This window comes from Mycobacteriales bacterium, assembly GCA_035550055.1.
In the GTDB taxonomy this organism is placed as follows: domain Bacteria; phylum Actinomycetota; class Actinomycetes; order JAFAQI01; family JAFAQI01; genus DASZTV01.
Window position 1 is genome coordinate 50,217 of sequence record DASZRO010000072.1, and the last position, 23,828, is coordinate 74,044.

The following is a 23,828-nucleotide window of genomic DNA, read 5'->3' on the forward strand; positions in this document are numbered from 1 at the left end:
CGCGCTCCGACGGCTGCGCCGTAGCCTCGATGTCGTGGTTCGCACGCGTGCCCGGCACCTCTACGACACCTTCGAGGTGCTCATCCACGAGATCGCGAAGTTCGGTGTCATCGGCGCCGCGGCATTCGTGCTCACGACCGTGCTCAGCAACCTGTTCCACTTCGGCGCGAATCTCGGTCCGCTCACCAGCTTCGGCCTGGCGACGATCATCGCCGCGACGCTGTCCTACTTCGCGAACCGGCACTGGACCTGGCGCGACCGGGACAAGACCGGGTTGCGCCGGGAGCTGCCGCTGTTCCTCGCGCTCTCGGTCGTGGGACTCGGCCTGTCAGAGCTGCCGCTGGGGATCACCAAGTACCTGATGGGCCTGGACTCGCCGCTGTCCTACAACATCTCCTCGACCATCGTCGGGACCGGCGTCGGGACCGTCTGGCGGTTCTGGGCGTTCCGCCGCTGGGTGTTCCTCGACGACAGCGTGGCCGAGCAGGAGGCCGCCGAGGCGGCCCTGGTCTGAGCCGGTCTCAGACCGGCGTCACGCCGTGCCGACGCCGAGCGAAGGTGCGGTCCTTCCCGCGGTACGCCGCGAACCGAGCGATCAGCTCGGCACGCAGGTCCTCGGGCTCCACGATCGCGTCGACGACGAGCTCACTCGCCAGGTGGACGATGTCGATGTCCTCGTCGTACTCCGCACGTCGCTTTGCGACGAACTCCTCGCGCTCGGCCGGGTCGGAGATCTTCTGGATCTGGTTGTAGTAGACCGCGTTGACCGCGGCCTCCGCTCCCATGACGGCGATCTGCGCCGTCGGCAGCGCGATCGTCGCGTCGGTGCCGAACGCCGGGCCGGCCATCGCGTAGAGCCCGGCGCCGTAGGCCTTGCGGACGACCACCGACAGCTTCGGCACCGTGGCCTCGCACACGGCGGTGATCAGCTTTGCGCCGTGCCGGATGATGCCCTCGCGCTCGACTGCGGTGCCGACCATGAAGCCGGGTACGTCGGCGAGGAAGAGCAACGGCACGTTGAACGCGTCACACAGCTGGATGAACCGCGCCGCCTTGTCAGCGGAGTCGACGAACAGGACACCGCCTTTGATCATCGGGTTGTTCGCGACGACCCCGACGACCTCGCCGTCGAGCCGCCCGAACCCGACGACGATCTCCTTCGCCCACAGCTCATGAATCTGGAAGAACGATCCGTCGTCGAGCAGCGCGGCGATGTATCGGCGCATGTCGTAGGCCTGCCGGTCATTGTCCGGCACCAACGCGCGCAGGTCGCCGTTGCCGGGCGGCGCCGGCTCGATCGCCGGCGCGGCGTGCTGCCAGTTCGAGGGCAGGTAGGACAGGTAGCGACGCACCGTGTCGATGGCGCTCGACTCGTCGGGTGCCAGGAAGTGGCCGACACCCGAGACGGTGCAGTGCATCCGGGCACCGCCCATCTCCTCGAGCGTGGTCTTCTCCCCGACGACCATCTCGACCATGCGGGCGGAGCCGAGGTACATCGAGGCGTTGCCGTCCACCATCACGACCACGTCGCAGAACGCCGGGATGTAGGCGCCGCCGGCCGCACTGGGACCGAACAGCGCGCACACCTGCGGGATGGCGCCGCTGGCCTTCACCTGGTTGTAGAAGATCCGCCCCGCGCCCCGGCGTCCCGGGAACATCTGCACCTGGTCGGTGATCCGGGCGCCGGCCGAGTCGACCAGCCACACCATCGGAACACCGAGGGCCACCGCCTGCTCGATGATCCGGATGATCTTCTCCACCGTGCGGGCACCCCAGGAGCCGGCCTTGACGGTGGAGTCGTTGGCCATCAGGCAGACCTGACGGCCGTCGATGCGCGCGACGCCGGTGATGACGCCGTCGGCCGGGAGGTCGCCGGCGACCGCGTTGGCGAACATCCCGTCCTCGACGAACGAGCCGTCGTCGACGAGCAGCCTGATCCGCTCGCGGGCGAAGAGCTTCCCGGACTCCGCGTTGGCGGCGTGATACTTCTCGGCGCCGCCACGCTCGATCTGCTCGCGCAGCTTCTGGATGTCCACGTCCTCTTTCCCACCCGCCGCCATGATCGCAGCCGGCTCCGCCGGCGTCTCACGGCGAGACTAGAGGAGCACGAGGTGCGCCACCGTGGGCGTTCTCACCATCGCCGAGCCCCGGCGGTCAGTTGATCGCACACTCCATGTGGAGCACGTCCCACCACTTGTCGAACTTGCGGCCGGCCTGGGTCAGCGTGCCGGCCTCGGCGAAGCCGAACTTCGTGTGCAGCGCCACCGAGGCCGAGTTCGGCAGCGCGATGACCGCGTACGCCCGATGCAGCGGCTCGCTGCGCAGCTCCCCGAACAGCCGGCGATACAGCGCGGTTCCGATCCCCGACGCGGTCACCCGCGGGTGGAGATAGACCGTCACCTCCACCGAGGTGTCGTACGCCGGCTTCGGGCGGAACCGGCTGCTGCTCGCGTAGCCGACGACCTCGCCGTCCTGCACCGCGACGAACAGCCGGTACGGCCCGGTTGTCGAGTAGTGGCTGAACCAGGCCTCGCGGGCAGCGACTTCGAACGGCTCGATGTCGAAGGTCGCGGCGGTGTGCACGATGTAGTGGTTGTAGATCGCGGTCAGCGCCGGCAGGTCGGCCGGCACCGCACAGCGAGTCTCGACCGCTGCGCTGCCCCCCGGCTCGCTCACTGGGCGGCGAGCCGGGTGCGCGGCCCCGCGCGCAGGACCTGGCTCGGCAACGTCCGCCCGACGATGCGCTCGGCCGTCGCCGCGGCGTCGATCATCGCCTCCAGGTCGATGCCGGTCGACACGCCCATGTCCTCGACCATGTGGACGAGCTCCTCGGTCGCCACGTTGCCGCTGGCGCCCGGGGCGTACGGACAGCCCCCGAGTCCCCCGACGCTGGCGTCGAAGTCGTTGACACCGAGCTGCAGCGCGGCCACCACGTTGGCCAGGCCGGTGCCCCTGGTGTTGTGGAAGTGCAGGTTGACCGCCGCGGCCGGGTGGGCCGAGCGCAGCTCGCCGATCAGCCGTGTCACCCGTCCGGGAGTTGCCATGCCCGTGGTGTCACCGAAGGAGATGCCGTCGGCGCCGTCGGCTAGGGCGCGGCCGGCGACCGACACCACTCGCTCGACCGGGACATCACCTTCGTACGGGCATCCCCACGCGGTCGCGACGACGACCTGCACCTTCGCATCGACGCTGTGCGCGGTCTCGATCAGCTCCGCGATCTCGTCCAGGGACTCGTCGGTCCCACGATTGATGTTCTTGCGGTTGTGGGTGTCCGAGGCCGACACCACGACCTCGATCTCACGGAAGCCTGCGCTCAGTGCCCGCTGCGCGCCGCGAAGGTTGGGCACGAGAGCGGAGTAGCGGACGTCGGCGTTGCGGGCGATGCCCGCCCATACGTCGTCGGCGTCGGCCATCTGCGGGATGGCCTTGGGTGAGACGAAGCTCACCGCCTCGATCCGGCCGACGCCGGTCGCAGAGAGCGCATCGAGCAGCTCGACCTTCGCCTGCGTCGAGACCGGCGCCTCGTTCTGCAGCCCGTCTCGCGGGCCGACCTCGCGAAGGCTCAGCGTCGCGGGGAGGTCACTCACGAGGCGAGCCTACGTCGGCCGCGCGGCGCAGCCGGATGGGCTGGAGCAGTGCGTAGCCGCGGACCGGCCGGGGCGGCACCCGGCGCAGTCGCCAGGCGGGATTGCCTTCGAGCCGGTCGGCGAACTCACGGTCGATCAGCACCGCGCCGGGCCGGGCGATCGAGGTGAGCCGGCTGGCCAGGTTGACCGGCTCGCCGTAGACGTCGCCGAGCCGGGACACCACCGGGCCGTAGGCCATGCCGACCCGCAGGTCCGGCAGCGACGAGTGCTGGGAGAGCTCGCCGAGCCGGGTGCCGATCTCCGCCGCCGTCGCGACGTCGTCGGCGACGAAGAGCACCTCGTCGCCGATCGTCTTGATCACCCGCCCGCCGCTGGTGGCGACGATGTCCGAAGCGAGGCTCTCGAAGCGTTCCACGAGCTCGGCGAGCTGTTGCTCGTCGATCTCGCGGGTCAGGCTCGTGAAGCCGACCAGGTCGGCGAAGCCGACGGCGATCGTGCCCGCGGCGAGCTCCTCTGCGCCGGCTGCCAGCGCCCGTCCGGCCGCGGCGGCGAGGTGCCGGCGCCAGACATAGCCGATCAGCTGCTCGACGATCGGGACGAGCTCCTCGGCGCGCCGCATCGCCTGGTCGGGATCCAGATCCGGGTCGATGGTCGCGGCGATGGCGGCAAGCTGCCAGTCGGCGAGCCGGGACAACGACTGTCCGAGCGCCCGCGCCATGGAGACCTGAAGATCCTCGTCGAGCCAGCCGGCAGCGCCGAGCGCCGTGACCGTCCGCAGCGCCCAGATGTCCCGGTCGGTGAAGGCGAGCACGTCGTCACCGACGTCGGCGAAGCCCAGGGCGTTCCACAGCTCGACGCTGCGCTCGAGCGACACCCCCGCCTGCTCAGCCACCTGATGGCGGGTGTAGCGGCGCTCGCCACCGAGCAGCTCGCGCTCGAGGTCCGCCGGATCGAACTGGCCCGGTTGCTCGGTCATGCCGACAGCGCCCGATCGACCGCTGCGGCGAAGCGCTCTTGGGAGGTTGCGGGGTCGCCGAGCGCGTCGGCGATCAATGCACGGCGGGCCCGGGCGGAGGGATCGCTGCCGCCCTGTGCCGCGGCGACGAACCGGTCGAGGCCGGCGAGGTCCGGTCCGAGCAGGAAGCCGCCCGCCGAGGACGGGAACCGCCTTGTGTAGGCGCGGCGGCCGAGCGGCCTCGTGTCGATGAGCGCGTAGGGACGGTCGAACGGCAGGTACTCCGAGATCGTGCTCGACACGTCGGTGACGAGCGCCGAAGCGCGCGCGAACGTGGTCTCGATCCGCTCCCCTTCGCCGACCCGCCCGACCCGTTCGATGATCTGCCGGTTGATCCGACGTACGACGGGGTCACGCACGCCGGTCAACGGATGCGGCCGGTACTGCACCCGGATGCCCGCCGTCGCGAGGAGCCGTTCGACGAGGGCGAGGCCGGCGTGGGCCAGCGAGCTGTGATGGTCGTCACCACCCCAGCCTTCCCAGGTCGGCGCGTACACGATCACCGGCGGGCTCGGCGGCGGCTCGTCGGGCGGGACGAACTGCGGCCGGCCGACCTCGTGGATCGCTTCGTCGCGGATCCCCACCCCGGCTTCGGCGTACCTGCGCCGGCCGAGCGGACCGGCGACCCAGACCTCGTCGTAGAGCCGCGCGTACGGGTTGGAGCTGTCGGGCTTGTCGCTGTCCCCGTGTCCCACGAAGACGCAGTACGTCTCGCGGCGCCGGACCATCGACAGGTTGTTGCCGCTGTGCGTCGCAAACAACGTCACCACCCGGGGCGGCAGCGGCAGCGCGTCGATCATCCCGTTGTACGGCGACGACACCACCGGGAACGGCACCCGGTCGAGCTGGTCCATGGCGAGGTCGCTGCGGACGACGACGAGCGTCCGGCGGTTCAGCTTGGCGACCGGCGCGAACCACATCCGCAGCTGGTAGAGCTCCTCGACGACGCCGGAGAAGTAGAGCACGACCTCCGGGCGCAGCTTCTCGACCGCGGCGGAGGTCGCGGCGACGGCGCGCTCGCGCAGGCCCGAGCGCAGATCGCGGGCGAGGAGCACCCCGAGCCATCCGGGCGCGACCGCGGCGGCGATGCCGGCGACCACCAATCCGACCGAAGCGGCGAGCCGTCCGCCGAGCTGCGCGGACACCGCCAGCCCGACTGAGGCCAACAGCGGGTAGACCGCATCCGTGCCCATCGGGCTCATCGCGAACCGGGGCGCCTTGGGCGGCAGCCGGAAGCCGCCGAGGTCGAGGCGGCGGGCCCGCAACGGCACCCGGCGTACCCGGACCACCCACAGCTGCAACCGCTCGAGTGCCGCCGACGAGACGACCACGACGACCGCGACGACGGCCGCCCCGACGGTGAGTGCCGTCGACAGGCAGGTCGCGGCGAGCACGACGAGCGGGATCGACGCGATCGCCAGGCGGACCGGCATGGTCAGTCCGGACTCGCGCATCAGCTCGACCGCGCGAGGGGCGAGCCGAGCCGCCACCAGCTCGAGGAGAAAGCCGAATGCGAGCGCGGCGACGACGACCCACTTCCAGCCTTCGCCGGCAGCGGCGATCGCGAGGGCGAACGCGGCGAGGAGCGCACCGACGAGTGCCCAGCCACGCAGCCCGGGCACCGGGAAGGTCAGCGTCTCCACGCGACTATCAAAGCGAACGCCGGCCCGGGCGGGATCAGCGCAGCCGCTGCGCCTCGTCCTCGACCAGCCGGTAGATGTCGCGTTGCACCGCTTCTACGTGCGGTACGTCGCTGAGCGCGACCTGGCCGCGGTCTCCCGCCGACTCGATGACCAGGGTCCCGGACCCGAACAGCCGCTCGACGACACTGCGGTTGAACGACACGTCGTTGACGCGGGTGAGCGGGACGTCACGACCGTTGCGCGACAGCACGCCGTGGCGCATCAGCACGCGCCGGTCGGTGACGACGTAGCGGGTCGTCAGCCAGAACAGGAAGGGACGCAACGACCACCAGAGGAGGATCACCAGGGCGGCCAGCAGGATCACCCAACGCAGCACCTTGCGGGCCGAGTCGTCGGGTAGCGAGAACCAGCCGTACGACGCCAGGCCGACCACGATCGGAGCGAGCACCACCGGCCCGGCGACCTTGCGCCAGTGCGGCCGCAGATTGCGGATGACGTGCTCGTCGCTGTCGAGGATGTTCTCCGGGAACCCCATGTCCTATGCCCTTCGTACGTGTGTCACGTCGCCGACCAACCAGGCGTGCCGCTCCCCGGTCTCGACGCTGGTGACGATCAGGCGGCCGTTGTCGTCGACGTCGACGGCGATCCCGCGCACGACATCTCCCCCGGGCAGCTCGAGCTCCACTTCCGCGCCGATCGTCTCGCAGCGCTCGCGGTAGGCCGGCATCACCGACGCCGGGTCGCCGGACCAGCGCCAGGCCGAGTAGCGACGCGCCAGCGAGCGCAGCACTTCCTTCAGCAACGGCTCGCGGTCGGTGACGCCTCCGGCCAGGGCGATGCTCGTGGCCCGCTCGACCGGGAGCTCGATGTCGCGGGTGGACACGTTGATGCCGATGCCGACCACCGCCGCGCCACCGGCGATCTCGACCAGCAGGCCGCCGAGCTTGCGACCTTCGACGAGGATGTCGTTGGGCCACTTCAGCCTCGCTTCGACCCCCGACACGGCCGCGATCGCTTCGACGGTCGCAAGACCGGCGATCAACGGCAGCAGGCTCAGATGGGACAGGTCGAGCGACGGCCGCAACAGCGCGGAGAAGGTGAGGCCGGCGCGCGCCGGCGACTCCCACTGCCTGTCCAGCCGGCCCCGCCCCGAGGTCTGATGCTCAGCGACCAGCACGAGCCCCTCCGGTGCGCCCTGCTTGGCCTCGACCGCGAGATCGGCGTTGGTCGAGACCGCGGTGTCCACGACGCGGATCTCGCGCCACAGGTCCCCCGCGAGATCGCGCTGCAGCCGGACAGCCGACAGCGGCGGACGAGCCAGGTCGCTCCAAGGTGAGACCCCCACCCGCCGTACGCTACGACCTCATGACCGCACAGGCTGCATCGTCCGGCGACGCCATCGATCCTCGCTCGACCGCCGGCCGGATCGCCGAGCTCGAACGTCACATCGACGAGGCCGTCCACGCCGCCTCGCAGGCGGCTGTCGAGAAGCAGCACGCCAAGGGCAAGATGACCGCCCGCGAACGCATCGAGGCGCTGCTCGACCCAGGGTCGTTCGTCGAGCTCGACGCGTTCATGCGGCATCGCGCCCACGACTTCGACATGTACGAGACCCGCCCGTACGGCGACGGCGTCGTCACCGGCCACGGCACCGTTCACGGCCGTCAGATCTGCGTGTTCAGCCAGGACTTCACGGTCTTCGGCGGGTCCCTCGGCGAGGTGTTCGGCGAGAAGATCTGCAAGGTCATGGACCTCGCAATGAAGACCGGCTGCCCCGTCGTCGGCATCAACGACTCCGGCGGCGCCCGGATCCAGGAGGGCGTCGTCGCACTCGGCCTGTACGCCGAGATCTTCTACCGCAACGTGATGGCTTCCGGTGTGATCCCGCAGATCTCGCTGATCATGGGCCCGTGCGCAGGGGGCGCGGTGTACTCCCCGGCGATCACCGACTTCACCGTGATGGTCGACCAGACCTCGCACATGTTCATCACCGGCCCGGACGTCATCAAGACGGTGACCGGCGAGGACGTGACGATGGAGGACCTCGGCGGCGCTCACACGCACAACTCGAAGTCCGGCGTCGCCCACTTCATGTCCGCCGACGAGACCGAGGCCCTCGAGCTGACCCGCGCTCTGCTGGCGTTCCTGCCCAGCAACAACATGGAGCAGGCGCCGTCCTACGACGAGGTCGATCTCGACAGCGAGCAGCCCGAGGCGTTCCTCGACACGTTCATCCCCGACTCCGCGAACCAGCCCTACGACATCGTCACGGTCATCGAACACGTCGTCGACGACGGCGACTTCCTGCAGGTCCAGGAGCTGTTCGCGCCCAACATCGTCTGCGGCTTCGCCCGGATCGACGGTCACTCGGTCGGTGTCGTCGCCAACCAGCCCATGCAGTTCGCCGGCACGCTGGACATCGACGCCTCGGAGAAGGCCGCGCGCTTCGTACGCACCTGCGACGCGTTCAACATCCCGGTGCTGACGTTCGTCGACGTACCCGGCTTCCTGCCCGGAACCGCGCAGGAATGGAACGGCATCATCCGCCGCGGCGCGAAGCTGCTCTACGCCTACGCAGAAGCGACCGTGCCCAAGGTCACGGTCATCACCCGCAAGGCCTACGGCGGCGCCTACGACGTCATGGGCTCGAAGCACCTTCGTGCCGACGTGAACCTCGCCTGGCCGACCGCCGAGATCGCGGTCATGGGCGCGCAGGGCGCGGTCAACATCCTTCACCGCCGCACCCTCGCCGACGCGGCAGACCCCGATGCGACCCGCAAGGAGCTGGTCGCGGACTACGAGGACCACTTCGCGAACCCCTATATCGCGGCCGAGCGCGGCTACGTGGACGCGGTCATCAAGCCGTCGGCGACCCGGCTCGAGGTGATCCGGGCGTTGCGCCTGCTGCGCACCAAGCGGGAGTCGCTGCCGCCCAAGAAGCACGGAAACATCCCGCTGTGAACCCGCCCACCGCAGAAGACCCGCCGCGGTTGCGGATCGTTCGCGGCGGTGAGCCCACCGACGAGGAGCTCGCCGCGCTCGTCGCGGCGGTCGCGCTCCGCGGCGCAGCGCCGGTCGCCGAGCCGAAGCCGCTGCGCCAACCGCTGCACCCGTGGGTTGCCAGCGGCCTCGTCAAGGGCACCCGCACGAAGGTCTAAGGGAGCTCGCGGCGTACGTCGATCACCAGGCCGGTGATGTCCGACACGAGTACGTCGACAGAGGTTCGCGCGACTTCGCCGGGCTCGAGCAGCTCGGACGCCGGCTCGACGCCGAACGCCTTCTCCCGCATCGGCGTCGCCGTCCGCTCCGGGTTGACGCAGTTGACCCGCACCCCGAGCGGCAGCCACTCGTCGGCGAGGGCCTGGGTGAGGTTGACGACAGCCGCCTTGGTCGAGGAGTAGAGGCTGTAGCCCGCGCGGCCGCGGGTGTAGCTGCTCGAGGTGAACAGCAGCAGCTGGCCTTTCGTCTGCTCGAGATAGCCGACGCCGAGTCGGGCCACCTGGACCGGCCCGACGTAGTTCGCCGCGATCGTCTCCTCGACCGCGGCGTCGTCGGCGTCGGCCAAATCGCCGGTTGTGAGCAGCCCCGCCGTCACGACGATGAAGTCGATCCGGCCGTGCCGGCCGTGCGCGGTCTCGAGGGCAGCGCGGATGTCGGCCGCCTTGCCGACGTCCGTCCCGGTCGCCGAGCGGCTGAAGGAGAAGACGGTGGCGCCGTAGGACTCGAGCAGCGAGACGATGTGGGCGCCGATGCCCGAGCTGCCGCCGAACACCACCGCGACACGGCCGCGCAACGCCTCGGCGTAGGCAGCCGGCGTGGGCAGGGCAGCCACGGCGGCCGAGCCGAGCTGGAACAGCTTGTCGGCGATGAACAGGTCGACCGGCGCCGTCACCTTCATGTTCTGGTCGGAGCCTTCGACCACGTGGATCGCGACGTCGGGCAGGTACTTCAGCACGACGCTGCAGTCGTCCGTCGCCGCGAAGCCGGGATCCTGCCAGGCGCGCTCGTAGGCCCGCCTGATGGTCGAGAGCCGGAACCCCTGCGGTGTCTGCCCGCGACGCAGGGTGGAACGGTCGGGGATGTCGGTGATCACGTCGTCGGTGTCGACGACCACGATCGTGTCGGCGGAGGCAATCGCGACATCGACGGCTTCGTAGTCACGCAGCGCGTTGACGCACTCGCGGATGATCCGCGGGCTCACCAGCGGGCGCACCGCGTCGTGGAACAAGACGTTGCACTCCTGCTCGCCGAGATGGGCGATGGCGTTGCGCGTCGAGTCGTTTCGGGTCTGCCCGCCCTCGATCACCGCACTCACCTTGCGGAAGCCGCGGCCGGCGACGATGGCGTTGACCGCGTCAAGGTGGTCCGGCGCCATCAGCACGATGATCTCGTCGATTTCAGGGGCCGCCTCGAAGGCCGCGAGGGTGTGCTCGATCACCGGCTTGCCGGCGATCTTGAGCAGCTGCTTGGGGATGTTCAGCCCCACTCGCGTGCCGACCCCGCCCGCCAGCACGACGCCGACGGTGCGCAGCCGGCTCGCCGCCTGTGCCGTCCCAGCCATGCCACGGGACATTAGTCGGTGACCTCAGCGGTCTCGGTTTGTCTTCAGGTACGGCGGATACCCTGACCCGATGTCCGTAGTCGTCGTGATGCCGACGTACAACGAACGGGACAACATCGAAGCGATTGCCGCCGAGGTCCTCGCGCGGCCGTGCGCACCACATCTGCTCGTGGTCGACGACAGCTCTCCGGACGGCACCGGCGAGATCGTCGAGAAGCTCCACGCCGGGCAACCGCAGCGCATCAGCCTGCTCAGCCGTAGCGGCAAGGCCGGGCTCGGCAAGGCCTACGCGGCCGGGTTCTCCCACGCCCTCGCGCAGCTCTCCCCCGAGCTCGTCGTGCAGATGGATGCCGATGGCTCCCACCAACCCGCCGACATCGACCGGCTGGTCGAGGCGAGCGCCGACGCCGATCTCGTCATCGGGTCGCGCTACGTCAAGGGCGGCAGCGTCAGCGGCTGGAGCAGGCACCGGCAGGCGCTCTCCCGCGCCGGCAACGTCTATGCGCGCGCCGTCCTCGCCAGCCCGATCCGGGACCTGACCGGCGGGTTCAAGGCCTGGCGCGCGGAGCTGCTCGGGCGCCTCGACGTCACCCGTACCGCCAGCGACGGGTACGCCTTCCAGATCGAGATGACGACCCGGGCGCGCGCGGCCGGAGCGCGCATCGTGGAGATCCCGATCGTGTTCCACGAGCGCGTCGCGGGCAGCTCCAAGATGTCGACGCAGATCGCGATCGAGGCGCTGCGCGGCGTACCGGCGATGCGACGGCGCTACTCGCGGTCCTCGTCGGCGTAGTACATCTCGAGGACCTCCTCGATCGGTCCCTGGAACGGCGGCAGCTCGCGTCGCAGGTAGACCCCACGCTGGCACCAGCGCCGCAGGTCGTTCTCGTTGTGGGACACGAGCAGCATCGTCCGGCCCTCGCCGAGCATGCCGTCGATGACCACCCCGCACTTCTGCCGGAAGGCCTTGTCGCCGACCGCGAGCACCTCGTCGACGAGCAGGATCGGCTCCTCCATCCGCGTGACGATCGAGAACGCGAGACGAGCGCGCATGCCGCTGGAGAAGTGCATGACGGGGGTGTCGACGAAGCGCTCGACGCCCGCCCACTTCATGATGTCGTCGAAGCGCTCGTCGGTCTGCTGGCGGCTGAAGCCGTGCAGCGAGGAGATCAGGTAGACGTTCTCCCGCGCGGTGAGGTCGCTGACGAAGCCGGCCGACAGCTCGATCATCGCGCCCACCCCGCCGTTGACCTGGATGGTGCCCTCGTCGGGCAGCATCACGCCCGCGACGAGGCGTAGCAGCGTGCTCTTGCCGCACCCGTTGCGCCCGACGATCCCGACGGACTCGCCCTTCTTGACGCGGAAGGAGATGTGGCGGAACGGCCAGTACTCACCCTCGCCGGTCGCCGCGGTGCGCCCTTCGAGCAGCAGGTTCTTGACGCCGATCCGCCGGCGCCGGTTGATCGCGAACTTGATGCCGACGTCCTTGACGACGATCGCGTCCTTGGGTCTGGGCGGCATCAGAGCTCTTTGAGGACCGCGCGCTCGAGCCGGGCGAACACGCTGAACCCGGCGATCAGGATCACGACCGCGCCGACGGCGGAGCACTCGACCGGCCACCACCCGGTCCAGTACGCCGGCAACCACACCGCACGGCTGATCTCCAGGATGCCGACGATCGGGTTGTAGGCCTCCCAGTGCCGCATCGCCGGCGACAGGCTGATCAGCGGATACAGGATCGGTACGACGTAGAACATCATCCGGATCACGATGCCGATGCCGCGCTCGATGTCGCGCAGCACCGTGTTGAGCGCGGACAGCAGCAGGGCGAGACCGACGCAGATCATCAGCTCGAACAACAGCGCCAACGGCCACAGGAACACGTAGCCCGACGGCTTCGCCCGGTAGATCCAAGCGACGAGCAGCAGGACGGGCAGGCTGAGCGCGAACTCGACCGCCTTCACCACGACGTCGGCCAGCGGGTAGATCTCGCGCGGCAGCGCGATCGAGGTGATCAGCCGCGAGTTCTGCCGCAGCGTCTTCGGCGCGGAGTTGACGACGGTCGCGAACCACTGCCACGGCAGGATCACCGACGTGATGAACAGCGGGTACTTCGGCTGCGAGCGGTGAAAGATCTTGAGCAGCAGGAAGTAGGTGACGACCAGCATCGCCGGTTCGAGCAGGGACCAGGCGTAGCCGAGGACGGAGTTCGCGTACTTGTTGCGCAGGCCGCGGTCGACGAGCATGCGCAGCACGTCGCGCCGGTCCCAGATGCCGTAGATCCGGTCTGCGATGGGCTGGCCCACCGCGGAGCGGATCTGCGTCCCCTCGTGGAGCCTGCGAAATCGAAGCCCGGCAAGGCTCGACGCAACATCCGGCATAGTGCCGATCACGGTATCCGGGTCAGCAGCTCCGGCCCGATATCTGCCAGCGTTGCGCATCCGGCGAGTGCCATGGAGAGCTCGAGCTCGGCGAGCAGGGATCGGACGACGTGGCGTACGCCGGCCTCCCCGGCGACGGCGAGTCCGTAGACGTACGGTCGGCCGAGCAGCACTGCCTTCGCGCCGAGCGCGAGCGCCTTCATCACGTCGGACCCGGTCCGGATGCCGGAGTCGAACAGCACCTCTGCGCGGCCGTCGACTGCCTCGACGACACCGGGCAAGGCGTCGAGGGCGGCGATCGAGCCGTCGATCTGCCGGCCACCGTGGTTGGAGACCAGGATGCCGTCCATGCCGGCGTCGACGGCGCGGCGGGCGTCGTCGGGATGCAGCACGCCCTTCAGCGCGATCGGGCCGTCCCAGTGTTCGCGCACCCACGCCAGGTCCGCCCACGTGTTGGCCGGGTCGCCGAACATCGACTGCCAGCGCATGACGGACGCGGTCGGGTCCTCCTCCGGGCTCGCCGACAGGCCGGCGAGGAACGCCGGGTCCGACTCGTAGTTGGCCAGACCGAGGCGTGACAGGAAAGGCAGGTAGCCGTTGACGAGGTCACGCGGCCGCCACGCGAGGATGAAGGTGTCGAGGGTGAGCAGCAGCGCCGAGAACCCCGCGGCCTTGGCACGGGCGAGGAACGACGCCCCCACCTCGCGGTCCCTCGGCCAGTAGAGCTGGTACCAGCGCGGCGAGTCGCCGCACGCCGCGGCGACGTCCTCCATCCCATAGGACGACACCGTCGACAGCGCCATCGGCAGTGCCAGGTCGGACACCGCCCGCGCCACCGCGAGCTCGGCGTCGGGGTGCACGATCCCCTGCACTCCGACCGGCCCGAGCACGACCGGCGCCGGCATCGGCGTACCGAGCACGGTGGTGGACAGGTCACGTACCGAAACGTCCTGACCGAGGAAGCGCGGCACGATCCGGTGTCGCTCGAACGCCTCCCGGTTGGCGCGAGCGGTCGACTCGGTGCCCGCGCTGCCGGCGACGTAGCCGAACGCCTCCGGCGAGAGGATCTCGCGGGCGGCCGCTTCGAGCGCGTCGACCGACATCGGCAGCTCGGGCTTCGTGCCCAGCATGCCGCCCAGGTAGATCTCGTACTGGTAGGCGGAGAAGGGCGGCCGGCTCACGCGTGCACCCTAGCCAGCACCGCGTGGCGGCGACCTACCAAAACGTTACGGGCCGGTACTGAATAGAGTCTCTGCCATGCGCAAGGTGCTGGTCGCCAACCGGGGCGAGATCGCGATCCGGGTCATCAGGGCATGCCGCGACTCCGGCATCGGCAGCGTCGCCATCTACGCCGACCCCGACCTCGACGCCCAGCACGCGAAGCTTGCCGACGAGGCCTACGCGCTCGGCGGCGCCACGCCCGCCGACACCTACCTGAACATCGCGAAGATCCTCGACGTCGCGCGGCGCGCGGGCGCCGACGCGGTGCACCCCGGCTACGGCTTCCTGGCCGAGAATGCCGAGTTCGCCCAGGCCGTGATCGACGCGGGCCTCACCTGGATCGGTCCACCGCCCGCCGCGATCGACGCGCTCGGCGACAAGGTCAAGGCCCGCCACATCGCGGCCAAGGTCGGCGCGCCGCTCACCCCCGGCACCCCCGACCCGGTCGCGGGCGTGGACGAGGTGATCGCGTTCGCCGACGAGCACGGCCTGCCGATCGCGATCAAGGCCGCGTACGGCGGCGGCGGGCGCGGCCTGAAGGTCGCGCGCAGCCGCGACGAGATCGCCGACCTCTACGAGAGCGCGGTCCGCGAGGCGGTGGCGGCGTTCGGTCGCGGCGAGTGCTTCGTCGAGCGCTACCTCGACAAGCCGCGCCACGTCGAGACCCAGATCCTCGCCGACCAGCAAGGCAACGTGGTCGTGGTCGGCACTCGCGACTGCTCCCTGCAGCGGCGCTACCAGAAGGTCGTCGAGGAAGCGCCGGCGCCGTTCCTCACCGACGAGCAGCTCGAGCGGCTGTACTCGGCGAGCAAGGCGATCGCGAAGGAGGCCGGCTACGTCGGCGCCGGGACCTGCGAGTTCCTCGTCGCCCCCGACGGGCTGGTCTCCTTCCTCGAGGTCAACACCCGGCTGCAGGTCGAGCACCCGGTGACCGAGGAGGTCAGCGGCGCCGACCTGGTCCGCCAGCAGTTCCGGATCGCCGACGGGGAGACGCTCGACTTCGACGACCCGGCGCCGCGCGGGCACGCCTTCGAGTTCCGGATCAACGCGGAGGACGCCGGACGCGGCTTCCTGCCCGCTCCCGGCACCGTCACCAAGTGGCAGGTGCCGTCAGGACCCGGCGTACGGATGGACGCCGGTTACGTCGTCGGCGACACGGTGCCCGCCGCCTACGACTCGCTGCTCGGCAAGCTGATCGTCACCGGCGCGACCCGGCTCGAGGCGATCGAGCGGTCCCGGCGGGCGCTGGCCGACTTCGAGGTCGGCGGCATGCCGACGCTCATCCCGTTCCACCGCGTGGTGCTGCACGAGCCCGACTTCGTCGACGAGCCGTTCCGGGTGCACACCCGCTGGATCGAGACCGAGTGGACCGGGTCGGTCCCGCCGTACGACGGCGACAGCGCCGACGCCTCCACTGCCGACCGGGAGCGGATCACGGTCGAGGTCGGCGGCCGGCGCCTGGAGGTGTCGGTGCCGGGCGGTCTGGCCGCGGCGCGGCCGGCGGCCGCCGCGGGCGGGCGCAAGCCGCCGTCGGCCCACAAGGCGTCAGCCGGCAAGAGCGCCGCGAGCGGCGACTCGGTGACGGCGCCGATGCAGGGCACGATCGTCAAGGTCGCGGTCGCCGACGGCGACATCGTCGAAGCGGGCGACCTGATCGTCGTCCTCGAGGCGATGAAGATGGAGCAGCCGATCAACGCCCATCAAGCCGGTACGGTCAGCGGCCTCGGCGCCGCGGTCGGCGACGTGGTCAGCTCCGGCAACGTCCTCTGCGAGATCACGCCCGCGTAGGTCAGTCCTGCACGGACAGGTGCAGCTGGCGGGCGGCTTCGGTGATGCTGCCGCTGATCGACGGGTAGATCGTGAAGGTGTGCGCGAGCTGGTCGACGTTGAGGCCGTGCTGTACGGCGAGGGACACCGGCAGGATCAGCTCGCTGGCGCGCGGCGCGACGACGACGCCGCCGAGCACGGATCCTGACGGCCGGCAGTAGAGCTTCACGAACCCGTCCTCGATGCCCTGCATCTTCGCGCGGGCGTTGGTCGCCAGCGGCAGCTTGACCTCACGAAGCCCGCCGCGCTCCGCCGCCGCCTCCACCGCCGGCAGGCCGACCGTCGCGATCTCCGGGTCGGTGAAGACGTTGGCCGCGACCGTCGCGAGCCGAAGCGGCATCACCGCGTCGCCCAGCGCGTGCCACATGGCGGTCCGCCCCTGCATAGCGGCCACCGAGGCCAGCAGCAACAGGCCGGTGCAGTCTCCCGCCGCGTAGATCCCCTGCACGTTGGTGCGTGAGACCCGGTCCACCTTCACATATCCCGCGTCGTCGGTGGCCACTCCGACCCGCTCCAGCCCGATGTCGGCGGTGTTCGGGACCGAACCGACCGTCACCAGGCAGTGCGAGCCGGTCACCGTCCGACCGTCGCGCAGCGTGACCTCCACGCCGCCGTCGGTACGCCGGATCGCCGCCGCCCGGGCCTGCTTGACGATGCTCATCCCCCGGCGGGTGAACACGTCCTCGATGAGCAGCGCGGCATCCTCGTCCTCGCTGGGCATGACGCGGTCGCGGCTCGACACCAGCGTCACCTCGCTGCCGAGGGCGAGGTAGGCGCTCGCGAACTCCGCCCCGGTCACCCCCGATCCGACGACCACCAGGTGTTCGGGCAACGACGGCAGGTCGTAGACCTGCTGCCAAGTGAGGATCCGTTCGCCGTCGGGCTCGGAGCCCACCAGCACCCGAGGGGACGCGCCGGTCGCGATCAGCACGGTGTCCGCCGACAACGTCTCGGTGCCGTCGGCGCTGGTGACCTCGACCAGCCCCGGCCCGGCGAACGCGCCGGAACCCTTGACCACCCGCACCCCGACGCCCGCCACCTGGCGGGTGATGTCCGCTGACTGCGCGGCGGCGAGCGCCTTGACGCGGCTGTAGACGGTGGCGGCGTCCACCTCCACGTGGTCGCTCGCCGCGCCTCCCGCGACCGGACGGATGCCCAGCGCCTCGCTCGCCTCCATCGCCGCGATCGACTCGCTGGTGGCGATCAGGGTCTTGGACGGGACGCAGTCGGCCAGCACGCACGCGCCGCCGATGCCGTCCCGGTCGACGAGCACGACCTCCGCGCCGAGCTGGACCGCGACCAGTGCCGCCTCGTAGCCCCCAGGTCCACCGCCGAGAATCACGATGCGCGTCACGCCGTCCATTCTCCCCGCCCGCTCTTACAGTCTTGTGTCGTGGCGGTGTACGCGGCGTACGGGTCGAACCTCGATCCGGCGCAGATGCACGAACGCTGCCCGCATTCGCCGTGCCGCGGCTCGGGATGGCTCGAGGGTTGGCGGCTGACCTTCGGCGGCGAGGATCTCGGCTGGGAAGGCGCACTGGCGACCGTCGTCGAGGATCCGGGATCCCGGGTGTTCGTCATGCTCTACGACCTGGAGACCTACGACGAGGCCGCGCTCGACGAGATCGAGTTCGCCACGACCGGGCTCTACCGCAAGATCCGGGTCCGGGTGCAGACCCTCGACGGCGTCCAGCTCGCCTGGATCTACGTCCTCGCCGGGTACGAAGGCGGCCGCCCCGCTGCCCGCTACCTCGGGGTGATGGCCGACGCCGCCGAGCGCGCCGGCGCTCCGGACGACTACGTCGCCGAGCTGCGCAGCAGGCCGTGCCGCACCAGCGGCGACGAGGCCTGAGGCCGTCGGCCATACTCTGCGCCGTGTCTGTCCCGCTCGGTCACACCCCGTTGCAGCGCCACCTCGGCATGCACTACCTGGACGACCTCGACGACCCGCCCGCTGACGGCTCCGCCACGGTGCAGTGCGACGTCCGCGACGAGCTGCGAGGGCCCGCCGGCTCGGTCGAAGGGGGCCTCGTGGCGACGCTGCTCGACACCGCGGGGGCGACCGCCGCGTCGCGTGCGCTCGACGGCCTCGTCGCCACCCAGTCTCTGACCATCTCCTTCACGGCGCCGCTGAAGGTCGGACCGGCGGTCGCGGTCGGTCGGCCGCTTCGGGTCGGCAAGCGCGACGCGGTCGTCGAGGTACGGCTGAGCGATGCCGGCAACGGCGGCCGGCTGTGCGCGGTCGGGTTGCTCACAGCGGTCCGCATCGGCGACCGGCCGTCACTGGGCGCGGACGGGCTCGCCGCCGCTCCCGCAGCCGAAAGAAGCGTCGAAACCTAGCCACCCGATACCGTGGAGGGGATGGTTCGACGCTTGGCCGCCGCGTTCGCCGCGGTCACTCTGGTCGCCCTGACAGCCCCGACGAGCGCTGCAGCGGTGGCGCGCCCGCGTTCCCACGCGGCGGCACCGACCCGCACGATCGGCGGCGAACTGCTCGCCGGCGACGGGGAGATCGTGCAGCCGCTGGCCGGCGCTCCTGCCCTGCCGCCCGACTCGGTGCTGCAAGCGAGCTCCTGGCTGGTCGCCAACCTCACGACGGGCCAGGTTCTGGCCGCGAAAGCGCCTCACGAGCGCTTCCTGCCGGCGAGCACGCTGAAACTGCTGACCGCGGCGACGCTGATCCCGAGGCTGGACCCGAACGCCAAGGTGCGGGTCAGCTACGCCGACGAGGTCGTGGACGGCACCAAGGCCGGGTTGTCGGTCGGCATGAAGTACAAGGTGTCGACGCTGTTCCAATGCATGCTCGAGATGAGCGCGAACGACGCGGCACAGGCCCTCGCGCACGCGTACGGCAGCGTCCAGGACACCCTGCAGGCGATGAACGCCGAGGCCAAGGTGCTACAGGCCAACGACACGCACGCGGACACTCCGAGCGGCCTGGACGGCCCCGGGGAGACGACGTCTGCCTACGACCTCGCGCTGATCGCGCAGAACGACTTCAAGATCCCGGCGTTTCGCCACTACATCACCCAGCTCAGCAGCGAGATCCCGGCCCGGGGCGGCAGGCACTTCCAGATCCAGAGCCACAACAACCTGCTCTACTACTACAAGGGCGACATCGGCGGGAAGAACGGCTACACCGTGGCCGCCGATGCGACCTACGTCGGCGCCGCCACCCGGCACGGGCAGACCATCCTGGTCAGCCTGATGCACGCCTACCCGATCTGGTGGCCGATGGCGGCCGACCTGCTCAACTGGGGCTTCAAGGCCAGCGGCAAGGTCACGCCGGTCGGCACCCTGGTCCAGCCGCTCCAGCCGGTGCAGCCGGTGGTTCGACAGGCCAGCGCGTACGTCCCGCCCGCAACCAGTGGTTCCGGGGGACATCGCAGCAAGACGGTTCCGGTGATCGAGGCGCTCGTGGTGATGCTGGCCGCGTTCAGCGCAGGCATGTACGCGATGCGCAAGGTCGTGCCGGCACGCGACAAGGCACGGCTGAGGGTGCCCTCCGGCTGAGAATCACCCCTACCGCGCGGGTGCGAGAGGTTGTAGTGTCCGGCGCAAATCCGCTCGAACAGCTGGGGTTGTCGTGGCGCAGGGCACGGTGAAGTGGTTCAACGGCGAGAAGGGCTACGGCTTCATCGCCGTCGATGGTGGCAGTGACGTCTTCGTGCACTACAGCGCCATCGACATGGAGGGCTACAAGACCCTCGAAGAAGGTCAGCGCGTCGAGTTCGAGGTGACCCAGGGCCAGAAGGGCCCGCAGGCCGACAAGGTCCGCCTCAGCAGCTGAGTCGCCGGGCGCTACGCCACCAGCGAGCGCGGCCAGCAGCCCTGCTGCTTCACGACGTTCACCTGCGCGCCGATCAGCAGGATCTGCGCCTGCAGGAAGAACCACGACAGCAGCACGATGACGGTCCCGAACGAGCCGTACGTCGCGGACGCGTGCTGGAGCTTGTGGGAGATGAACGCCGAGGCCACCGCCTGCAGCACCGCCAACGCGGTCGCCGACAACGCCGCGCCCGGCAGCACCTGCCGTGCGGTGGCGTCGCTCACCGCGAGCCAGCGGAACACCACCACCATCAGCGCGGTGTTGAGCAGCGCGCTGACCAGTACGCCGAGGACGGTGAGCCCCCAGCCCACCGAGATCCCGACGGCGTGGCCGCTGGTCACCGAACCGGCCACCGCCGTCGTCGCGATGACCCCCACCCCGCCGACGACGACCAGCCGCAGCGCCCGCAGGTTCGTGGGGACGAACCCGGGCCGGTCCTCGCGCGGCACGGCGTAGACGGCGTACCACGCCTGCTGGGCCGCCTTCGCCACCGCGAGCCCGCTGTAGACCGAGAGCACCACACCGACGACCGCCACGAAGACGCTGCCGTGATGCGGCAGCGGGGAACCCTTGATCAGCGGCAGGTTCTTCAGCGCCGAGTTCTCGATGCTCGTCTGCCAGCCCGGATGCCCGGACAGGACGAAGCCGAGGATCGACGCCAGCGCCAGCAGCAACGGGAAGACAGAGAAGAACGCGTAGTAGGTCATGACGACGGCGAGGTTGCCCGACGAGTCGTCGTTGAACTTGAGCATGACGGCGACCGGGAACGCCAGCCAACGATGTGACTGCTGATAGGCGTCGACCCTGCTCCGCAGGGTCGAGATGCTCACCACCCGTCGTCGGTACGGGCGTAGCGCTCTTCCGGCGGTCCGGGCAGCCCGCCCGAAGAGAAGGTGAAGTCGCGTTGCGGGCGCCAGTGCAGGTCCGGCCCCTGCTCGAACAGCGAGAACCCCCACACCTCGAAGTGGGCGTCGTAGTCGGACAGCTCCGACAGCGCGCGGTAGAGCGCATCGTCCGGAAGGTCGTGTGCCACTGTGACGTGCGGGTGGTAGGAGTAGTCCAGCGCCCTGGTCAGCGGGCCGGAACGCACTTGTGCCTCGATCTGCTCACACTCTGCGATGCCCTGCACGAGCGGGACGAAAACCACCGAGGACACCGGCAGGAAGGTGGCCGACCCGCGCAACCAGATCTCGAAGGGCCGGAAGCGGGCCGCAACCCGGCGCAGGTGCTCCTCGATCTCGGCGAGCGCCCCGCTGCCGACCGTGGTCGGCGGCAGCAGGGTGACGTGCGGGACGATCCGCAGCGCGTTGGGGTCGCCCAGCCGCTCCCGCCAGCCTTGCAGCTGCGAGCCGTACGGCTCCGGGATGCCGAACGCGACCCCGATCTTGCGGGTTGCCGTCATGCGCGCGGCGGCAGGAAACCGACGGCGTCGTACGCCCTCGTCAGCGTCGCGCTCGCCACGTCGCGCGCTCGTGCCGCTCCGGCGGCCAGCACCGCGTCGAGCGCGCCCTCGTCGGCCAGCCACTTCTCGGCGCGCTCGCGGATCGGCGTCAGGTGGTCCACGACCACCTCTGCCACCTCTGCCTTGAGCGCGCCGTAGCCCTTCCCGGCGTAGGAGGCGACCAGGTCCTCGACGGAGCGCCCGGACAGGGTGGACTGGATCGTCAGCAGGTTGCTGACCCCGGGCTGTCCGACCGGGTCGTAGCGGATCTGCGAGCCGGTGTCGGTGACGGCGCGCTTCACCTTCTTGGTGATGGCGGCGGGATCGTCGAGGATGTCGATGACCCCGGCCTGCGAGTCACTCGACTTGCTCATCTTCGCGGCCGGGTCCTGCAGGTCGACGATCTTCGACGTCTCCTTCACGATCGTGGCTTCGGGCACCACGAAGGTCTCGCCGAAGCGCGAGTTGAACCGCTGCGCGAGGTCGCGGGTCAGCTCGATGTGCTGGCGCTGGTCCTCACCGATCGGCACCGTGGACGCCTGGTAGAGCAGGATGTCCGCCGCCTGCAGCATCGGGTAGGTGAACACCCCGACGCCGACCTTGTCGCTGCCGTAGCGCGCCGTACGGTCCTTGAACTGCGTCATCCGGCTCGCTTCACCGAAGCCGGTCAGGCACTCCATGACCCAGGCGAGCTCGGCGTGCTGCGGCACGTGGCTCTGGACGAACAGCGAGCAGCGCTCCGGGTCGAGACCGACGGCGAGCAGCTGCGCCGCCGCGACGCGGGTGCGCCGCCGCAGCGCGGCCGGATCGTGCGGGTGGGTGATCGCGTGCAGGTCGACGACGCAGTAGAACGCCTCGTTGTGGTCCTGCAGCGGCACCCAGTTGCGGACCGCCCCGAGGTAGTTGCCGAGGTGGAAGGAGTCGGCGGTCGGCTGGATGCCCGACAGCACCCGGCTGCGGCCTTCGACGGGGCTCGCGGTCATGGCTCCATTTTCTGCATCAGGACGCATCGTCCGCATCCGACTTCACGACCGTCACCCGCACTCGCGCGGCGCGACGGCCGTCGAGCTTGGTGACCTTGAGCCGCACGCCGTCGAGCTCGACGGCGTCGCCGACCTTCGGCAGCCGCCCGAGCGTGGCCACCACCGCGCCGGCGACGGTCTCGTAGGGACCGTCCGGCAACGCCGAGCCGGTCGCCTCCTCGAAGTCGTCGAGGTTGATCAGCCCGTCGACTTCGAAGTCACCGCCGCGCAGCTTGCGGGCCTCGTCCTCGTCGGCGTCGTACTCGTCCCGGATGTCCCCGACCAGCTCTTCGATCAGGTCCTCCAGGGTGACGATGCCGGCGGTGCCGCCGTACTCGTCGACCACGACGGCAAGGTGGTCCCCGCAGCGGCGCATCTCCGACATCGCCGCGAGCACCCGCTTGGTGGACGGGATCATCGGGACCTCGCGGACGAGATCGGCGACCTTCACCCCGCGACGCTGACCGGTCGGCGGGCGGAACAGGTCACGCACGTGGATGAAGCCGACGACGTCGTCCTGCGAGCCACGCACCACCGGGAACCTGCTGTGCGGTGAGTCGTGTGCGGTGCGCGTGGCCTTGGCCAGCGACCAGCCGGCGTCGAAGAACTCGACCTCCGTGCGCGGGACCATGATCTCGCGGACCTGGCGGTCCCCCGCCTCGAAGACGTCGTCGATGAGCTGCTGCTCCTCGCGCGAGAGCGCCTCGTGGCCGGTGACGAGGTCACGCAGCTCACCCTCGCTGATGACCTCGCGGTTGACCGTCGGATCGCCGCCGAGCAGCCGTACGACGAGATCGGTCGACACCGACAGCAGCCAGATCACCGGGGTCATCAGCGCGGCGAAGCGGTCCAGCGTCGGTGCGACCGCACTAGCGGTGCCGGCGGCACGTTGCAGCGCGATGCGCTTGGGTGCCAGCTCGCCGACGACCAGCGTCACGTAGGCGATGGCCAGCGTCACGACCAGGAAGCCGATGACCGAGGAGAGGTCGTGACCGACGCCGGCGTCGCGCAGCCGGTCGGTCAGCGAGTCCGACAGAGTCAAGGCGCCGAACGCGCTGGACAGCAGCGCGGTCGTCGTGACGCCGATCTGCACCGCGGACAGGAACCGGTTGGGGTTCGAGGCCAGCGCAGCGATGCGCTCGCCGCGATGACCGCGGCTGGCCAAGTCGCTGACCTGACCCTCACGAAGGGTGACCAGCGCCATCTCGCTGGCGGCGAACACCGCCTCGACCAGTATCAGCACGAGGACGACGAGCGCGCTCAGCCACCACGTCACGGTGACCCCGCCCGGCTCACCGCGC

At 70.2% G+C, this 23,828-nt stretch carries 25 protein-coding genes; 9 read left to right on the forward strand and 16 right to left on the reverse strand.

The features are described from left to right. Nucleotides 1-34 precede the first annotated feature (34 nt). Nucleotides 35-514, forward strand: a complete 480-nt coding sequence (locus VG899_10755; GenBank protein HWA66834.1) for a GtrA family protein — start codon at nt 35-37, stop codon at nt 512-514. Nucleotides 515-521: 7 nt separating this feature from the next. Here VG899_10755 and VG899_10760 read toward each other — a convergent pair whose 3' ends face one another. From VG899_10760 to VG899_10790, 7 genes are all read right to left on the reverse strand, one after another. Then, nucleotides 522-2,060, reverse strand: coding sequence for an acyl-CoA carboxylase subunit beta (locus VG899_10760; protein ID HWA66835.1), 1,539 nt, complete (start codon nt 2,058-2,060; stop codon nt 522-524). A 94-nt stretch (nt 2,061-2,154) separates the two neighbouring features. Next, nucleotides 2,155-2,676, reverse strand: a complete 522-nt coding sequence (locus tag VG899_10765) for a GNAT family N-acetyltransferase (GenBank protein ID HWA66836.1) — start codon at nt 2,674-2,676, stop codon at nt 2,155-2,157. Beyond that, complete coding sequence (locus tag VG899_10770; protein ID HWA66837.1) at nt 2,673-3,587, reverse strand: hydroxymethylglutaryl-CoA lyase; 915 nt, start codon at nt 3,585-3,587, stop codon at nt 2,673-2,675. The genes VG899_10765 and VG899_10770 overlap by 4 nt, the downstream gene beginning before the upstream one ends. Beyond that, complete coding sequence (locus VG899_10775; protein ID HWA66838.1) at nt 3,580-4,563, reverse strand: adenylate/guanylate cyclase domain-containing protein; 984 nt, start codon at nt 4,561-4,563, stop codon at nt 3,580-3,582. The genes VG899_10770 and VG899_10775 overlap by 8 nt, the downstream gene beginning before the upstream one ends. Then, nucleotides 4,560-6,245 (reverse strand): CDP-glycerol glycerophosphotransferase family protein, encoded by a 1,686-nt coding sequence (locus VG899_10780; protein ID HWA66839.1) that lies wholly within the window; start codon nt 6,243-6,245, stop codon nt 4,560-4,562. The genes VG899_10775 and VG899_10780 overlap by 4 nt, the downstream gene beginning before the upstream one ends. A gap of 34 nt (nt 6,246-6,279) precedes the next feature. Next, nucleotides 6,280-6,780, reverse strand: a complete 501-nt coding sequence (locus VG899_10785; GenBank protein ID HWA66840.1) for a PH domain-containing protein — start codon at nt 6,778-6,780, stop codon at nt 6,280-6,282. A 3-nt stretch (nt 6,781-6,783) separates the two neighbouring features. Continuing rightward, on the reverse strand, nt 6,784-7,590 hold the full coding sequence (locus VG899_10790; GenBank protein HWA66841.1) for a biotin--[acetyl-CoA-carboxylase] ligase: 807 nt from the start codon (nt 7,588-7,590) through the stop codon (nt 6,784-6,786). A gap of 20 nt (nt 7,591-7,610) precedes the next feature. Between VG899_10790 and VG899_10795 the strand changes: the two genes are divergently transcribed. Together VG899_10795 and VG899_10800 are read left to right on the forward strand one after the other, a co-directional pair. Continuing rightward, entirely contained in the window at nt 7,611-9,206 is a 1,596-nt protein-coding gene (locus VG899_10795; GenBank protein ID HWA66842.1) for an acyl-CoA carboxylase subunit beta, read from the forward strand. Beyond that, nucleotides 9,203-9,403, forward strand: coding sequence for an acyl-CoA carboxylase epsilon subunit (locus VG899_10800; GenBank protein HWA66843.1), 201 nt, complete (start codon nt 9,203-9,205; stop codon nt 9,401-9,403). Before VG899_10795 ends, VG899_10800 begins: the two co-directional genes overlap by 4 nt. On the opposite strand, the gene ispD is transcribed toward VG899_10800, so the two are convergent. Next, the gene (gene ispD, locus VG899_10805; protein ID HWA66844.1) at nt 9,400-10,806 is read right to left on the reverse strand and encodes a 2-C-methyl-D-erythritol 4-phosphate cytidylyltransferase; all 1,407 of its coding nucleotides are present in this window, start codon (nt 10,804-10,806) and stop codon (nt 9,400-9,402) included. The two genes, VG899_10800 and ispD, sit on opposite strands and share 4 nt — an antisense overlap. A 70-nt stretch (nt 10,807-10,876) precedes the next feature. Here ispD and VG899_10810 point away from each other — a divergent pair, with 70 nt between their 5' ends. Further along, nucleotides 10,877-11,599, forward strand: coding sequence for a polyprenol monophosphomannose synthase (locus VG899_10810; GenBank protein HWA66845.1), 723 nt, complete (start codon nt 10,877-10,879; stop codon nt 11,597-11,599). Here VG899_10810 and VG899_10815 read toward each other — a convergent pair. The 3 genes from VG899_10815 to VG899_10825 form a co-directional block, all read right to left on the reverse strand. Next, nucleotides 11,575-12,327 carry an ABC transporter ATP-binding protein gene (locus VG899_10815; GenBank protein ID HWA66846.1) on the reverse strand — a complete coding sequence of 251 codons (753 nt, stop codon included), beginning with the start codon at nt 12,325-12,327 and terminating at the stop codon, nt 11,575-11,577. The two genes, VG899_10810 and VG899_10815, sit on opposite strands and share 25 nt — an antisense overlap. After that, nucleotides 12,327-13,112, reverse strand: a complete 786-nt coding sequence (locus VG899_10820) for an ABC transporter permease (GenBank protein ID HWA66847.1) — start codon at nt 13,110-13,112, stop codon at nt 12,327-12,329. The genes VG899_10815 and VG899_10820 overlap by 1 nt, the downstream gene beginning before the upstream one ends. Nucleotides 13,113-13,195: 83 nt before the next feature. Then, nucleotides 13,196-14,317, reverse strand: coding sequence for a lactate 2-monooxygenase (locus VG899_10825; protein ID HWA66848.1), 1,122 nt, complete (start codon nt 14,315-14,317; stop codon nt 13,196-13,198). A 127-nt stretch (nt 14,318-14,444) separates the two neighbouring features. Here VG899_10825 and VG899_10830 point away from each other — a divergent pair, with 127 nt between their 5' ends. Beyond that, on the forward strand, nt 14,445-16,196 hold the full coding sequence (locus VG899_10830; GenBank protein ID HWA66849.1) for a biotin carboxylase N-terminal domain-containing protein: 1,752 nt from the start codon (nt 14,445-14,447) through the stop codon (nt 16,194-16,196). Between the two features lies 1 nt (nt 16,197). On the opposite strand, the gene VG899_10835 is transcribed toward VG899_10830, so the two are convergent. Beyond that, the gene (locus VG899_10835; protein HWA66850.1) at nt 16,198-17,589 is read right to left on the reverse strand and encodes an NAD(P)H-quinone dehydrogenase; all 1,392 of its coding nucleotides are present in this window, start codon (nt 17,587-17,589) and stop codon (nt 16,198-16,200) included. Nucleotides 17,590-17,628: 39 nt separating this feature from the next. Between VG899_10835 and VG899_10840 the strand changes: the two genes are divergently transcribed. The 4 genes from VG899_10840 to VG899_10855 all read left to right on the forward strand — a co-directional run bounded on the left by VG899_10840 (nt 17,629) and on the right by VG899_10855 (nt 20,025). Next, nucleotides 17,629-18,087 carry a gamma-glutamylcyclotransferase gene (locus tag VG899_10840; protein ID HWA66851.1) on the forward strand — a complete coding sequence of 153 codons (459 nt, stop codon included), beginning with the start codon at nt 17,629-17,631 and terminating at the stop codon, nt 18,085-18,087. A gap of 23 nt (nt 18,088-18,110) precedes the next feature. Further along, nucleotides 18,111-18,575 carry a PaaI family thioesterase gene (locus VG899_10845; protein ID HWA66852.1) on the forward strand — a complete coding sequence of 155 codons (465 nt, stop codon included), beginning with the start codon at nt 18,111-18,113 and terminating at the stop codon, nt 18,573-18,575. Between the two features lie 21 nt (nt 18,576-18,596). After that, the gene (locus tag VG899_10850) at nt 18,597-19,748 is read left to right on the forward strand and encodes a serine hydrolase (GenBank protein HWA66853.1); all 1,152 of its coding nucleotides are present in this window, start codon (nt 18,597-18,599) and stop codon (nt 19,746-19,748) included. Between the two features lie 73 nt (nt 19,749-19,821). Further along, a complete protein-coding gene (locus VG899_10855; GenBank protein HWA66854.1) occupies nt 19,822-20,025 on the forward strand; it encodes a cold-shock protein in 204 nt (67 codons plus the stop codon). Nucleotides 20,026-20,036: 11 nt separating this feature from the next. Here VG899_10855 and VG899_10860 read toward each other — a convergent pair whose 3' ends face one another. From VG899_10860 to VG899_10875, 4 genes are read right to left on the reverse strand one after another with little or no spacing between them, the layout of a single operon-like run. Then, nucleotides 20,037-20,894, reverse strand: coding sequence for a YihY/virulence factor BrkB family protein (locus tag VG899_10860; protein ID HWA66855.1), 858 nt, complete (start codon nt 20,892-20,894; stop codon nt 20,037-20,039). Continuing rightward, nucleotides 20,891-21,466, reverse strand: coding sequence for a 2'-5' RNA ligase family protein (locus tag VG899_10865; GenBank protein ID HWA66856.1), 576 nt, complete (start codon nt 21,464-21,466; stop codon nt 20,891-20,893). The genes VG899_10860 and VG899_10865 overlap by 4 nt, the downstream gene beginning before the upstream one ends. Continuing rightward, nucleotides 21,463-22,515 (reverse strand): tryptophan--tRNA ligase, encoded by a 1,053-nt coding sequence (gene trpS / locus VG899_10870; protein HWA66857.1) that lies wholly within the window; start codon nt 22,513-22,515, stop codon nt 21,463-21,465. The genes VG899_10865 and trpS overlap by 4 nt, the downstream gene beginning before the upstream one ends. Next, nucleotides 22,505-23,803, reverse strand: coding sequence for a hemolysin family protein (locus VG899_10875; GenBank protein ID HWA66858.1), 1,299 nt, complete (start codon nt 23,801-23,803; stop codon nt 22,505-22,507). The genes trpS and VG899_10875 overlap by 11 nt, the downstream gene beginning before the upstream one ends. Between the last annotated feature and the right edge of the window lie 25 nt (nt 23,804-23,828).